This window comes from Bradyrhizobium sp. U531 (assembly GCF_051710265.1).
Lineage (GTDB): Bacteria > Pseudomonadota > Alphaproteobacteria > Rhizobiales > Xanthobacteraceae > Bradyrhizobium.
Genome location: NZ_JASVEN010000001.1, coordinates 1,380,836 through 1,394,079 on the forward strand (window position 1 = coordinate 1,380,836; position 13,244 = coordinate 1,394,079).

Annotated in this window: 12 protein-coding genes; 7 read left to right on the plus strand and 5 right to left on the minus strand. The window is 65.3% G+C overall.

Translation table 11 applies throughout. The annotated features are described in order from the left end of the window. Positions 1-87: 87 nt before the first annotated feature. Positions 88-864 carry a mechanosensitive ion channel family protein gene (locus tag QRQ56_RS06805; RefSeq protein ID WP_438738588.1) on the minus strand — a complete coding sequence of 259 codons (777 nt, stop codon included), beginning with the start codon at positions 862-864 and terminating at the stop codon, positions 88-90. A 939-nt stretch (positions 865-1,803) separates the two neighbouring features. Here QRQ56_RS06805 and QRQ56_RS06810 point away from each other — a divergent pair. From QRQ56_RS06810 to QRQ56_RS06835, 6 genes are read left to right on the plus strand one after another with little or no spacing between them, the layout of a single operon-like run. Further along, positions 1,804-2,511, plus strand: coding sequence for a c-type cytochrome (locus tag QRQ56_RS06810; protein WP_438738590.1), 708 nt, complete (start codon positions 1,804-1,806; stop codon positions 2,509-2,511). An 11-nt stretch (positions 2,512-2,522) separates the two neighbouring features. Next, positions 2,523-3,761: a cytochrome c gene (locus QRQ56_RS06815; RefSeq protein ID WP_438740101.1), complete on the plus strand. Its 1,239-nt coding sequence runs from the start codon at positions 2,523-2,525 to the stop codon at positions 3,759-3,761. Between the two features lie 8 nt (positions 3,762-3,769). Further along, positions 3,770-3,946 (plus strand): hypothetical protein, encoded by a 177-nt coding sequence (locus QRQ56_RS06820; RefSeq protein ID WP_438738591.1) that lies wholly within the window; start codon positions 3,770-3,772, stop codon positions 3,944-3,946. Next, complete coding sequence (locus QRQ56_RS06825) at positions 3,943-4,512, plus strand: cytochrome C oxidase subunit II (protein ID WP_438738592.1); 570 nt, start codon at positions 3,943-3,945, stop codon at positions 4,510-4,512. Before QRQ56_RS06820 ends, QRQ56_RS06825 begins: the two co-directional genes overlap by 4 nt. Next, positions 4,499-6,121 carry a b(o/a)3-type cytochrome-c oxidase subunit 1 gene (locus QRQ56_RS06830; protein WP_438738594.1) on the plus strand — a complete coding sequence of 541 codons (1,623 nt, stop codon included), beginning with the start codon at positions 4,499-4,501 and terminating at the stop codon, positions 6,119-6,121. The genes QRQ56_RS06825 and QRQ56_RS06830 overlap by 14 nt, the downstream gene beginning before the upstream one ends. Next, a complete protein-coding gene (locus QRQ56_RS06835; protein ID WP_438738595.1) occupies positions 6,121-6,936 on the plus strand; it encodes a c-type cytochrome in 816 nt (271 codons plus the stop codon). Before QRQ56_RS06830 ends, QRQ56_RS06835 begins: the two co-directional genes overlap by 1 nt. A 107-nt stretch (positions 6,937-7,043) precedes the next feature. On the opposite strand, the gene QRQ56_RS06840 is transcribed toward QRQ56_RS06835, so the two are convergent. After that, positions 7,044-7,514 carry a type II toxin-antitoxin system RatA family toxin gene (locus QRQ56_RS06840; protein WP_438738597.1) on the minus strand — a complete coding sequence of 157 codons (471 nt, stop codon included), beginning with the start codon at positions 7,512-7,514 and terminating at the stop codon, positions 7,044-7,046. 6 nt (positions 7,515-7,520) lie between these two features. Continuing rightward, positions 7,521-8,477, minus strand: a complete 957-nt coding sequence (gene lipA, locus QRQ56_RS06845) for a lipoyl synthase (RefSeq protein WP_438738599.1) — start codon at positions 8,475-8,477, stop codon at positions 7,521-7,523. 130 nt (positions 8,478-8,607) lie between these two features. On the opposite strand from lipA, the gene QRQ56_RS06850 reads away from it, so the two are divergent. Then, positions 8,608-9,210 (plus strand): DNA-3-methyladenine glycosylase, encoded by a 603-nt coding sequence (locus tag QRQ56_RS06850; RefSeq protein ID WP_438738601.1) that lies wholly within the window; start codon positions 8,608-8,610, stop codon positions 9,208-9,210. A gap of 114 nt (positions 9,211-9,324) precedes the next feature. Here the strand turns inward: QRQ56_RS06850 and QRQ56_RS06855 are convergent, their stop codons facing one another. Together QRQ56_RS06855 and QRQ56_RS06860 are read right to left on the minus strand one after the other, a co-directional pair. Then, a complete protein-coding gene (locus QRQ56_RS06855; RefSeq protein ID WP_438738603.1) occupies positions 9,325-12,201 on the minus strand; it encodes a valine--tRNA ligase in 2,877 nt (958 codons plus the stop codon). A 123-nt stretch (positions 12,202-12,324) separates the two neighbouring features. Beyond that, entirely contained in the window at positions 12,325-13,095 is a 771-nt protein-coding gene (locus QRQ56_RS06860; protein WP_438738604.1) for a PopZ family protein, read from the minus strand. Between the last annotated feature and the right edge of the window lie 149 nt (positions 13,096-13,244).

Genomic DNA, 13,244 nt, shown 5'->3' on the forward strand with positions numbered 1-13,244 from the left:
TGAATCTGATTGCGCTGGCGCAAATAGCGCGCGGCTTGGAATTAGTTTCGTTCCAAGCTGGGGGCCGATCGATGTTGCCGGCCGGCCTTACGCCGCAGCGAGCAGCGCGCTCGCATGGTCGAGCACTCGCTGCTTGACGGCGTCGGCATCGGACGGCTTCACCTTGGCGCTGACAGTCAATTCCACCAGCGGCGCGGCGGGGTCGGCCGCGATCACCTTGGACACATTGACCGATGGCGCAGCGCGCTCGTCGATGCGAGGATCCTCGCGGAGCTGCTTCAGGATCTGGTCGGCGAGCGCATTGGCCGACCCGGCCCGGACCGGAAACGCAACCTTGATCTCACCCGTGCCGGGATAGGCGCTGTGATTGATGATGGCCGCGCCCCACACCTGCCCGTTGGGCAGAAGAATCTGCGTGTTGTCGGCCGCGACCAGCTCGGTCATGAACAGCGACAGCGACTTCACCTTGCCGGCTTTGCCGGCGATCTCGACGTCGTTGCCGATGTGAAAGGGCCGGAACAACAGCAGCATGACGCCGGCGGCGAGATTGGACAGCGTGCCCTGGAGCGCAAGACCAATCGCGAGCGATGTCGCGCCGAGCACTGCGACGAGGCTCGCGGTCTGGATCCCGAACAGCTGAAGCACGGCGATGCCGACCACGGCCAGCACGCCGTAGCGCGCGAGACTGCCCACGAACAGCGTGACGAGCGGATCGACGCGGTGCGTGACGCTGAGCAGCCGCGTCACGAAACGCTGCATGGCGCCGGACAGATACCAGCCAACCGCGAGCAGCAGGACGGCGTAGATCGCATTCAGGCCATACAGGACTAGCGAGGCTTTCAGCGTGTCGAAATTGAAGGTCATGCAGTCTCCAGCGCGGAACAGTCGGGTAAAAACGCACTGCGATACGAAATGATCCCGCTGGAACAAGCTCCCGTAGGGCGGATTAGCGAAGCGTAGTCCGCCTCTTTCGCCTTTGAGGTCAAGACGGCGGATTACGCCTTCGGCTAATTCGCCCTACGACCCCACAATCCCTTGCGTTGCCCGGCGGGCAAAACACCCCATCGGCCGGTCAACCGCCTCGCCGAAAAAGATTCGCCTTTACAGAATTTCGGCTTTGGCGCATTCTGCCGCCAACTCACCCCGGGCAGAGGGGCGTATCGCGATCGTCACGAACGTGGGGTGGGCTGCGGTGGGCGCTCGTCACATCGGCGCGACAGGCTTTGCAGGGCGGCAAAACCGTGAGCAACAGCCTTCGCGCACACGACCGGTGTGACGTGCGTACGGCAAAACCGTGTCGTCCTGGCGCCCGAGGTCTGGCGTCAAGTCTTGTGGTGATGTAGCGGCCCGACCGGGCCGTTGCGTCAATCGACTGCAAGGCGACGGGGGCAATAGTGCATCGCTCCCCGGGGAGAGCTCGGCATAAGCCGTCAAACCACTGCGCAGGGAAGGCCGTATGTTGGGCTTCACCTGTATGCCGCTGTGCAGCTTCTTGTCACGCAGGATTAGCACAGTGGACCGCGGGTGCCAGCCGGCATCCGGCCTTCCCTGCGCCCTCTGTCATCGAAGGCGCATCATGACCATGCAAAACTCGGACAGGAACTGTCGCGAGGCTGCAGCGTTATGTCCAGTTTTTCAAAATGCACGCAAGTTTTGTCGAATCCGATCGGATTGCGAGTTCAGTTGGCGCGACCAAACGTCATCATGTGCGTCCGTGCTTGCACACGACAATATTGGCGCAATAATGCCGCCCTACGTTGTGATCCGGAATCAACCGGAACAGTCTCATGGAGGGCGACGAAAGTGTTCGCTCGCACCGCGGCGTCAGTCGCTGTGATCATCACCTTGGCCGCCATGGATGGTGCGGCCGCACAAACGGCCACTCAGCCACCGGATACGATGGCGGCGCGGGTCGAGGCGTGCACGCCCTGCCATGGCAACAAGGGCGAAGGCACCAGCGACGTCTATTTTCCGCGCCTTGCGGGCAAGCCGGCCGGCTATCTCTACAACCAGCTCCTCGCCTTCCGCAGCGGCCGGCGCAAATATCCGCCCATGAACTACCTGCTGGAGTTTCTGCCCGATCCCTATCTCGAGGCGATGGCGGAATATTTCGCCGGCGAGCATCCGCCGCTGCCGCAGCCGGCGACGAGCGACGTCAGCAAGGAGGTGCTTGCGCAGGGCGAGTTGCTCGCCACGAGCGGCGATGCCGGCCGCAACATTCCTGCCTGCGTGAGCTGTCACGGCCCGGCGCTGGCCGGCATGCAGCCCGGCATTCCCGGCCTGCTCGGCCTGCGGGCGCCCTATATCAGCGCCCAGCTCGGCGCCTGGCGCTACGGCACCCGCACCGCGAAGTCGCCCGACTGCATGCAGCAAGTCGCCGGCCATCTGACCGAGGCGGACGTCACCGCGGTCGCGGCCTGGCTCGCGACGCGGCCCGCACCCGCCAACCCTGCTCCCGTTCCGAAAGGCACCTACGCGCTGCCCTTCGGCTGCGGCAGCCAGCCCAACTGACGAGGCGGATGATGGGCTCCAAACTGTCGATCACATTCCTTGCCCTGGTTGCGCTGACGACGGCCGCGCAGGCGCAGGACAAGAGCAGCGAGATCATCGCACGCGGCGAGTATCTCGCCCGTGCCGGCGATTGCACGGCGTGTCACACCGCGCCCGAGGGACGCCTGTTCGCCGGCGGCCGCGCCATGCCGACGCCGTTCGGCACCCTCTACACCTCCAACATCACGCCGGATCCCGACACGGGGATCGGCAAATGGAGCGCGGACGATTTCTACAAGACCATGCACAGCGGCCGTTTCCCGGACGGCGGGCTGATCTATCCGGCGATGCCGTTCGCGTCCTACACCAAGGTGACGCGCGCCGACAGCGACGCGATCTATGCCTATTTGCGCTCGGTCGCGCCGGTGAGCCAGAAGAACAAGCCGCACGAGCTGCGCTTTCCCTACGACAACCGCCAGCTCATCCTGGGATGGCGCACGCTGTTCTTCAGCGAGGGCGAGTTCAAGCCGGATCCGAAGAAATCGGCGGAATGGAATCGCGGCGCCTATCTGGTCGAGGGCCTCGGCCATTGCGGCATGTGCCATTCGCCGATCAACGCGCTCGGCGGCACCTCGCAATCGGACGCCTTCAAGGGCGGCCTGATCCCGATGCAGAACTGGTACGCGCCGTCCCTCACCTCCAACCGCGAAGCCGGCCTCGGCGACTGGAGCATCAAGGACATCACGGATTTGCTCCAGACCGGCGTCTCCATGCGCGGCGTGGTCTACGGCCCGATGGCCGAGGTCGTGCACAACAGCCTGCAATATCTCAGTGACGAGGACACCAGGGCTATGGCGGTGTACCTCAAGGGCATCGCGGAGCCCTCGCCGCCGCCGCCGGCGAGCTCGACGCTGCCGACGACCGAGAGCAGCCTGCTGGTCAGCCTCGGCAAGACCGTCTACGACAAGCAGTGCGCGAGCTGTCACGGCACGCAAGGGGAAGGCAAGCCGCCGCACTGGCCGCCGCTTGCCAACAACCAGTCGATCGAGATGCAGTCCGCGGTCAACCCGATCCGCATGGTGCTCAATGGCGGCTACCCGCCGGGCACCAAAGGCAACCCGATGCCCTACGGCATGCCGCCGTTTGCGGGGCTGTTGTCCGACAACGAGATCGCCGCCGTCGTCTCCTACATCCGCACCGCCTGGGGCAATCGCGGCACGCCGGTCTCGGCGCGCGAAGCCAACGAGCTGCGCTCGGCGCCGCTGAACTGAGGCACCACATGTTCAATTCAGACCCGCCGACCAGCCCAGCCGCCGCCGACCAGGCCGTCGAGGAGGTCGTGGCGCAAGGCCCGTCCGGCGCCATCGTACTTGCCGGCATCGCCACGGCCTGCGTGGTCGCGATGTGGTTTGCGTTCTATCTGTTCGTGTTCCTGCCGCGCGGGCCGCTGCAATGAGCGCGCAGGACACCCATGGCAGCGCCAGCGCCGAGGTCGCGGCCCGCGTCGAGCGGCGCTGGGCCACCATTGCCGTCATCATCATCGTGGTGATGGCACTGCTCGCGGCCTTCGCCGGCATCCATCGTGCGACCATGCCGCAGCCGCGCGTCGAGACCACCGATCCGTCGCGGATCCATCTCTCCGGCGAGTTCGTCGAGAGCAATCTCGGCAGCGTGCTCGAGGCTGGCGGTGCAGTCACTGTGCGCGCCATCGGCCAGCAATATTCCTTCACGCCGGCTTGCATCCTGGTGCCCGCGGATACGCCGATCACGCTGCGCGCCACCAGTGCCGACGTGGTGCACGGCATCCTGATCCAGGGCACCAACGTCAACACCATGCTGGTGCCGGGCTACATCTCCGAGCAGCTGATGCGCTTTACGAAGACCGGCGACTATCTGATGCCCTGCCAGGAGTTCTGCTCCTTCGGCCATGAGGGCATGTGGGGCAAGGTCAAGGTGATCGACAAGGCCGAATTCGCGAACCGCGCGAAGGGTGGCGGGAGGCTGAGCTGTGTTGGTCAATAGGAAGCTCATCCTCGCGCATTTCTGGCTGGCCTTCGCGGTGTTCGGCATCGCGCTGACGCTCGGCGCCTGGCAGATGTTCATCCGCAGCCCGATCGGGACCTGGCTGTCCAACCCCGAGCTCTATTACCGCTCGCTGACCGCGCATGGCACGGTGATGGGCTATGTGTTCCCGACGCTCGTCGCGATGGGGTTTGGCTATGCCATCAGCGAGTCCGCGCTGCAGCAGCGCCTGGTCGGCGTGCGCTGGGCCTGGACAGGATTCTGGCTGATCGTCGCGGGCAGCATCATGGCGGTGATCCCGATCGCGCTCGGCCGCGCCTCCGTGCTCTACACGTTCTATCCGCCGCTGATCGGCAACGTCTTCTACTATCTCGGCGTCGTGCTGGTCGTGGTCGGCTCGTGGATCTGGGTCGCGCTGATGTCGGTCAACCTGCGCATCTGGCGCAAGGCCAATCCCGGCGCGCCCGTGCCGCTCGCGATGTTCGCCAATGTCGCGGGTTCATATCTGTGGGCCTGGACCGCGGTCGGCGCCGCGCTCGAGCTGCTGCTCCAGATCATTCCGGTCGCGGCGGGACTGAAGAACACGATCGATGCCGGCCTCGCCCGCATCTTCTTCTCGTGGACGCTGCACGCCATCGTCTATTTCTGGCTGATGCCGACCTACATCGCCTATTACACCATCGTGCCGCGCGCGATCGGCGGCCGGGTCTATTCCGACAGCATGGCGCGTATCTCCTTCATCCTGTTCCTGGTGGTGGCGATGCCGATCGGCATGCACCACACCTTTGCCGATCCGCAAGTCGGCGCCGGGTTCAAGTTCATCCATTCGGCGTTCACGGCGCTGGTCGCGCTGCCGACGCTGCTGACCGTGTTCACGATTTGCGCCTCGGTCGAGATCGCGGCGCGCCTGCGCGGCGGGCGCGGGATGTTCGGCTGGATCAGGGCCCTGCCCTGGGACAATCCGATGATGCTGGCGCTGGCGTTCTCGTTCGTCATGCTGGGCTTCGGCGGCGCCGGCGGCCTCATCAACATGAGCTACCAGCTCGATGCCTCCATTCACAACACGCAGTGGATCACCGGCCATTTCCACCTGATCTTCGGCGGCGCCATCGTGATCATGTATTTCGCGATCGCCTATGATCTGTGGCCGCATCTGACGGGGCGCGAACTGATCGACATCCGCCTGATCCGCACCCAGCTCTGGCTGTGGTTCATCGGCATGATCGTGACGACCTTCCCGTGGCACTGGGTCGGCATCCTGGGCATGCCGCGCCGCATGGCCTATTTCGATTTCGGCGACCCTGCGATCGCGCCTCAGGCGCTCTCGGTCACGCTGTCGGCGATCGGCGGCTTCATCCTGCTGGCCTCGGGCATCATGTTCATCGTCATCCTCGCGCGCGGCATGCGAGCGCCCCAGGCCGATGCGGGTCCCTATCGCTTCGCGCTGGCCGTGCACGAACCGAGGACGGTACCTGTCGCGCTCAATACCCATGCATTGTGGGTAGCGCTGATGATCGGCCTCACGCTGACCAATTACGGCTATCCGATCCTGAACCTCGCGCTGAGTTCGGGCACGTCGGTGCCGGCCGTCTATGTGGGAGCGCAGTGATGAGCACCCGCGATCTCTTCACCCTCCGCAACGGCCATTTCAGGCTCGGCGTCGGTCTCACCGCGGCGATCCTGATCGTGACGGCGATTGCCGGCTTCATCGTGCTGCCCTTCGCGCAGCCCTGGGTGCAGTTCGCCAATGTCTGGGATGCGATCTGCAGCGCCGCCGGCGTGCCGCAGCGCGCGCCTGATGTCACGGCGCCCGAGCAGACCAAGCGCCTGTCCGAGGTCGTGCTTACGTCGCACACGCTGTCGCGCCCCAGCCAGGAGGCGATCGGCCGCGGCGCGACGCTGGCGCAGCGCTGCGCGATCTGCCACGGGCCGACCGGCGTCAGCCGCGCGGACTCGCCCAACCTCGCCGGCCAGTATGCGGCCGTGATCTACAAAGAGCTGCTCGACTTCCGTTCGGGCGCGCGCACCAACGCGGTGATGTCGCCGTTCGCGGTCAATCTGACCGACCAGGAGATCGCCGACCTCTCGAACTATTACGCCTATCTGCCGCGGCTGCCGGCCTATCACCCGACGCCGCAGCTGCCCAAGCCCAACATCGTCATCTACGGCGCGCCGATGCGCGGCATCGCACCCTGCGGCTCCTGCCATGGCAGCCTCGACAACAAGACCGGCAGCCCGTGGCTGGAGGGACAGTCCGAAGCCTACATGAAGGCGCAGCTGCAAGCCTTTGCCTCCGGCGAGCGCCGCAACGACATCAGCCAGCAGATGCGCAACATCGCCCGTGCGATGACCCCGCAGGAGATCGAGCAGGCTGCGGCGTACTACGCCTCGCAGCCGCCGGATGTGGTGAAGGCGGTGGATTGAGCTCCGCCGTCATTGCGAGCGAAGCGAAGCAATCCAGAGTCTTTCCGCGGAGGGATTCTGGATTGCTTCGTCGCTTCGCTCCTCGCAATGACGGTGGAGCGAATACGTTACGTCGGCGCCAGCTTCGGCCGGCCGTAGATTGCATCCGCGCGCTTTTCGAACGCGGTGGAGAACCGCGCAAACGCCGCGTCGAACATCGAGCCCATCAGCATCGCCAGCATGCGGCTCCTGAACTCGTAAGACAGGAAGAAGCCGACGTCGCAGGCGCCCTCACCTTTGGGCTCGAACGTCCAGCGGTTTTCCAGATTGCTGAAGGGACCCTGGAGATATTCGACCAGGATTTTCAGATTGGCGCGATCGAGCGTGACGCGGCTGGTGAAGGATTCCTTGACCAGCTTGAACGACACCGTCATGTCGGCCACCAGCACCTCGCTGCCATCGGGCTTGGCCATGCGCTGGCGCACCTTCAGCGCGCTGCAGAGCGGCACGAATTCCGGGTAGCGCTCGACATCGGCGACCAGATCGAACATTTGTGAGGCGCTGTGCTCGACACGGCGCTTGCTCGAAAATTTGGGCATGGTGGCTCAGCGGGCTGTTGCGGCCCGCGCGGCCTTCAGTCTCGCAAAGTCCTCGCCGGCATGATGCGACGAGCGGGTCAGCGGGCTCGCGGACACCATCAGGAAGCCCTTGGTGTAGGCGACCTTTTCGTACGAGGCGAACTCGTCCGGCGGCACGTAGCGCATCACGGCGTGGTGCTTGCGGGTCGGCTGCAGATATTGCCCGATGGTGAGGAAATCGACTTCGGCCGAGCGCAGATCGTCCATCACCTGCTGCACTTCGTGGCGCTCCTCGCCGAGGCCGACCATGATGCCGGACTTGGTGAAGATGGTGGGATCGAGCTCCTTGACCCGCTGCAGCAGCCGGATCGAATGGAAATAGCGCGCGCCCGGCCGCACCGTGAGATAGCGCGACGGCACGGTCTCGAGATTGTGGTTGAAGACGTCGGGCTTGGCGGCGACGACAATTTCGAGCGCCCCCTCCTTGCGCAGGAAGTCCGGCGTCAGGATCTCGATCGTGGTCGAGGGGCACGCGGCGCGGATCGCGCGGATGGTCTTGGCAAAATGCTCGGCACCGCCGTCGGTGAGATCGTCGCGGTCGACCGAGGTGATGACGACGTGGGCGAGCCCCAGCTTGGCGGTTGCCTCGGCAACGTTTTGAGGCTCGGCCGCATCCAGCGCGTTCGGCATGCCCGTCTTGACGTTGCAGAAGGCGCAGGCACGGGTGCAGGTGTCACCCATGATCATGAAGGTCGCGTGCTTTTTGTCCCAGCACTCGCCGATGTTCGGGCAGCCCGCTTCCTCGCACACCGTGTGCAGGCCGTTCGACCGCACGATGTTGCGGGTGTCGGCATAGCCGCGGGTGTTGGGCGCGCGGACGCGGATCCAGTCCGGCTTCGGCGGCGAAGCGGAGTCGGGACGATTCACCTTTTCAGGGTGGCGCGGGCGCAGCGGGTTCGTGATGGTATCGACAATAACGACCATGGTCTGTCCGGTCTGTTCAGGTCCTACCTAGTCGGTCTGCCCTCTGGCTGCAACCCGGCTCGCGCCGCTTCAGGGAACATGGCAGATATGGGCATTATCTTGCTCTGTTCTCAGGCGATTCTCACCTCGAATGGCTCCAATCTCGAAGGCTCCATCCCCCCGGCTCGGCAAACGGCTCAAGCGGAGCTTTTTCGACCGCGATGTCCGCGAGGTCGCACACGATTTGATCGGCGCGACCATGCTGCTGGACGGCGTCGGCGGCGTCATCGTCGAGGTCGAGGCCTATCATCATACCGAGCCGGCGGCGCATTCCTACAACGGACCGACGCCGCGGAACCAGATCATGTTCGGCCCGCCCGGCTACGCCTATGTCTACCGCTCCTACGGCATCCACTGGTGCGTCAATTTCGTCTGCGAGGAGGAAGGCTCGGCCAGCGCCGTCCTGATCCGCGCGCTGGAGCCGACCCATGGCCTGGCTGCGATGCGCCGCCGCCGTCATCTGCAGGAGGTGCACGCGCTGTGCTCGGGCCCCGGCAAGCTGAACGAGGCGCTCGGCATCACCATCGCGCACAACACCCTGCCGCTGGACCGCGCGCCGATCGCGCTGCATGCGCGGACGGAGGATGTGGAAGTCGCGACCGGCATCCGGATCGGCATCACCAAGGCCGTCGAGCTGCCCTGGCGCTACGGCGTCAGGGGCTCGAAGTTTCTGAGCAAGCCGTTTCCGAAGTGATGGTCATTCCGGGATGGTCCGAAGGACCAGACCTCAGGTGCGCAATTGCGCACCGGGGAATCTCGAGATTCCGGGTTCGGCTCTTCGAGCCGCCCCGGAATGACGGTGTTAGACTTACGACGCCAGCTTCAACCGCTCGAGCGCCTCGAGCAGCTTGGCCTTGCGAGCGAGCGCAGCCTCGCGCTTTTCGCGCTCCTCCTCGACGACCTCTTCGGCCGCGTTGGCAACGAATTTCTCGTTCGCCAGCTTGGACTCGGCGCGCTTGATGTCGGCGTCGGCCTTGCCGATCTCCTTGTCGAGACGCGTGCGCTCGGCGGCGACGTCGATCACGCCCTTCAGCGGCAGCGCGGCCACCTCGCCGCGCACGAGCAGCTGGACCGCGCCGTCAGGCGCGCGGTCGGCGAAGGAGATGTCCGACAGGCGCGCCATGCGCTTGACGACGTCGGTCCAGCGCGGCGCGCGCTCCTTGGTTTCAGTCGAGGCGCCCACGAGCACCAGCGCCGTCAGCGTTGCCGGCGGGATGTTCATCTCGGCACGCACCGAACGGATCTGCGTGACGAGGTCGATCACCCAGCCGATCTCGGCCTCGGCCGCAGGGTCCGTGAAGTCGGCGTGGTCGAAGATCGGCAAGGCCAGCATCGGCGACACCAGCGGATCGGTCGGCCCGGCGGCCGCGGCGAGCATCGCCAGCTGCTCCGGCGTCGGCTCGGCCGGCTTCAGCGGCCACTCGGCCAGTGCGAGCAGGCCCTCGCGCTTGGCCGTGACCTCCCACAGCTCTTCGGTGATGAAGGGCATGAAGGGGTGCAGCAGCTTCAGGATTTCGTCGCGCGCCCAGGCGACCATGGCGCGGGTCTCGTCCTTGGCCGGGCTGTCGGGGCCCAGCAGCACGGGCTTGGCGAGCTCGACATACCAGTCGCAATAGACGTTCCAGACGAAGCGATAGATGCTGCCTGCCGCATCGTTGAAGCGATAGGCTTCGATGGCCTCGGTCACCTCGCGCGCGGTGTGTGCGCTCTCATGCGCGATCCAGCGGTTGAGCGTCTCCTTCACCTTTGCCGGCTCGAACCCCTCGGGCACCGCGCAATTGTTCATCTCGGCGAAGCGCGAGGCGTTCCAGAGCTTGGTCGCGAAATTGCGGTAGCCCTCGACGCGGCTCGTGGCGAGCTTGATGTCGCGGCCCTGCGCGGCCATCGCGGCCAACGTGAAGCGCAGCGCGTCCGCGCCGTATTCGTCGATCAGGTTGAGCGGATCGATGACGTTGCCCTTCGACTTCGACATCTTGGCGCCCTTCTCGTCGCGGACGAGGGCGTGGATGTAGATGGTCGAGAACGGCACCTCCTTCATGAAGTGCAGGCCCATCATCATCATGCGGGCGACCCAGAAGAAGATGATGTCGAAGCCGGTCACCAGCGCGTTGGTCGGGTAGTAGCGCCGCACTTCGGGGGCGTCCTCGGGCCAGCCGAGCGTCGAGAACGGCCACAGCGCCGAGGAGAACCAGGTGTCGAGCACGTCCTCGTCGCGGGTGATGAATCCTTCGCGCTTGTTGCGGTCGAGCGCCATCTCGCGGCCCTGCTCGACCGTGATGACCTCCTGCTCGACGTAGTAGCCGAGCGCGTGGCTGATCGCCTCTTCCTCGGTCTCGGCGACGAACACCTTGCCGTCCGGGCCGTACCAGGCCGGGATCTGATGGCCCCACCAGAGCTGGCGCGAGATGCACCAGGGCTGGATGTTCTCCATCCACTCGAAATAGGTCTTTTCCCAGTTTTTCGGCACGAAGGTCGTTTCGCCCGAACGCACCGCCGCGATCGCGGGTTTCGCGAGTGTCTTGGCGTCGACATACCACTGGTCGGTCAGATACGGCTCGATCACGCTGTTCGAGCGATCGCCATGCGGCACCATGTGAGTGTGCGGCTCGATCCGCTCGACGAAGCCGAACGATTCCAGCCGCTCGACGATGCGCTTGCGCGCAGCGAAGCGGTCGACCTTGTGGAACTCCTCGGCAAATTGCGAGGCACCTTCCGGCAGCTCGCGTAAGTAGTCCTCGTTGTCGACGAGATCGAGACAACCTTCCCTATCGATCACGCTGATGCGGCGAAGGCCGTGGCGATTGCCGACCTCGAAGTCGTTGAAATCGTGCGCCGGCGTGATCTTGACCGCGCCCGAGCCCTTCTCCGGATCGGAATAATCGTCGGCGACGATTTTGATCTTGCGGCCCACCAGCGGCAGGATCACGTTCCTGCCGACCAGCTTCAGATAGCGCTCATCCTCGGGATGCACGGCAACGCCGGTGTCGCCGAGCATGGTCTCGGGCCGCGTCGTCGCGACGACGATGAAGCTCGAGGGATCCTCGGGGCCGAACGTCTTGCCCTCGATCGGATATCGCAGATACCAGAGGTGACCCTTCACCTCGGTCTGCTGCACCTCGAGATCGGAGATCGCGGTCAGCAGCTTGGTGTCCCAGTTCACCAGCCGCTTGTCCTTGTAGATCAAGCCGTCGCGGTGCAACTCGACGAACACCTTGACGACGGCCTTCGACAGGCCCTCGTCCATGGTGAAGCGCTCGCGCGACCAGTCGCAGGACGCACCGAGCCGCTTGAGCTGGTTGATGATGGTGTCGCCGCTTTCGGCTTTCCACTGCCAGACCCGCTCGAGAAACTTCTCGCGGCCCATCTCGCGGCGGCCGGGCTGCTGGCGCTCCATCAACTGCCGCTCGACCACCATCTGGGTGGCGATGCCGGCATGGTCGGTGCCGGGCTGCCACAGCACGTCGCGGCCGCGCATGCGCTCGAACCGGCACAATATGTCCTGGAGCGTGTTATTGAGGGCGTGGCCCATGTGCAGCGAGCCCGTCACGTTCGGCGGCGGGATCACGATGGTAAAGGGCACGGCGTCGCGGCGGTCGGGGCGGCCGGCCTTGAAGGCAAGGCTGTCCTCCCACACCACGGACATGCGGGCTTCGATATCGGCGGGCTGGTAATTTTTCTCGATCATGGGGCTAGAAAGCTGCGTGCGCGGGTCAAGTCAACGGGAAGCTCAGCGGCAAAGGCTTTCCAGCCCGGTCCGCAGGCCGAATATGCCACAGAAGCAGGGCTTTATCGGGGCCGCAGGGCCGTATCAACGGCCGCCGCGCGAGACCCGCTCGATTTCGGCCTTCACGATGCGTTCCACCATGCCCGGCAGATTGTCGTCGAGCCAGGACTTCAGCATCGGACGCAGCATCTCCTTGACCAGATCCTCCAGCGTCCGCGCGTTGCTGCTGAGCACCGTATGGGCCAACGAGTTGAAGGCGGATTCGACTGCCGAGACCGTCGTTTGCGCCAGCATGGGCTGCTGCGGCGGCAGCGGCGGAGCATCGAAGTCGACCGGCGCATAAGACGGCGGCGGTGTCGGACGTGGGGGCGGCGCTTCGGCGAATTCGAGATCGTCGCGCGGCTCGACCTTCCGGAAGCTCGGAGGCGGCGGAGGTGGCGTGGGATCCATCGCCATCTCATCGGTCAATTCGAGCACGTCGGGTTCAGGCTCCGGCTCCGGCTCGGGCGCGCGAACCTCCGGCGCAGACGTGGCCGCATCGAGCCCCGCCAGCAGCGCATCGATGTCGTCCTGGTTATTGGACGCATCCGCCGCAGGTGCGGCGGGCGGCGGGGGCGGCGCCGGCTTTGCGGCGGGCGGCGGTGCCGGCTTCTCGGCAGCAGGCTTGGCAGGGGCCACCTTGGAGGGCGGAATGTCGGTCATCGCCTGTGGCTTGGGTGCGGGCGCCGCGGCAGCTGGCGCGGGCTTGGCAGTCTCGGCCGGCGGCGGCTTGGCCTCGTCGTCGGCAATGATGCGCCGGATCGAGGCCAGAATCTCCTCCATCGAGGGTTCTGTGACCTTTGCAGGCTGCGTCATCTCCGACTCCACATCATCAACGCCCTCGCATGCGTTGTTTTACACCAAGCACGACCGGATTGGCCGGTTCCGGACGGATGGCCCGACATTTTCGTCGCGGCAGCCCGACTTGTCCCCAGTTCACGGCTCAACGTGCAGCGGTGCGCCCC

Coding starts and splice junctions, on each gene's coding strand:
- QRQ56_RS06805 (WP_438738588.1), bottom strand. CDS start 864: ATGACCTTCAATTTCGACACGCTGAAAGCCTCGCTAGTCCTGTATGGC.
- QRQ56_RS06815 (WP_438740101.1), top strand. CDS start 2,523: ATGGGCTCCAAACTGTCGATCACATTCCTTGCCCTGGTTGCGCTGACG.
- QRQ56_RS06820 (WP_438738591.1), top strand. CDS start 3,770: ATGTTCAATTCAGACCCGCCGACCAGCCCAGCCGCCGCCGACCAGGCC.
- QRQ56_RS06825 (WP_438738592.1), top strand. CDS start 3,943: ATGAGCGCGCAGGACACCCATGGCAGCGCCAGCGCCGAGGTCGCGGCC.
- QRQ56_RS06835 (WP_438738595.1), top strand. CDS start 6,121: ATGAGCACCCGCGATCTCTTCACCCTCCGCAACGGCCATTTCAGGCTC.
- QRQ56_RS06840 (WP_438738597.1), bottom strand. CDS start 7,514: ATGCCCAAATTTTCGAGCAAGCGCCGTGTCGAGCACAGCGCCTCACAA.
- lipA (WP_438738599.1), bottom strand. CDS start 8,477: ATGGTCGTTATTGTCGATACCATCACGAACCCGCTGCGCCCGCGCCAC.
- QRQ56_RS06850 (WP_438738601.1), top strand. CDS start 8,608: ATGGCTCCAATCTCGAAGGCTCCATCCCCCCGGCTCGGCAAACGGCTC.
- QRQ56_RS06855 (WP_438738603.1), bottom strand. CDS start 12,201: ATGATCGAGAAAAATTACCAGCCCGCCGATATCGAAGCCCGCATGTCC.
- QRQ56_RS06860 (WP_438738604.1), bottom strand. CDS start 13,095: ATGACGCAGCCTGCAAAGGTCACAGAACCCTCGATGGAGGAGATTCTG.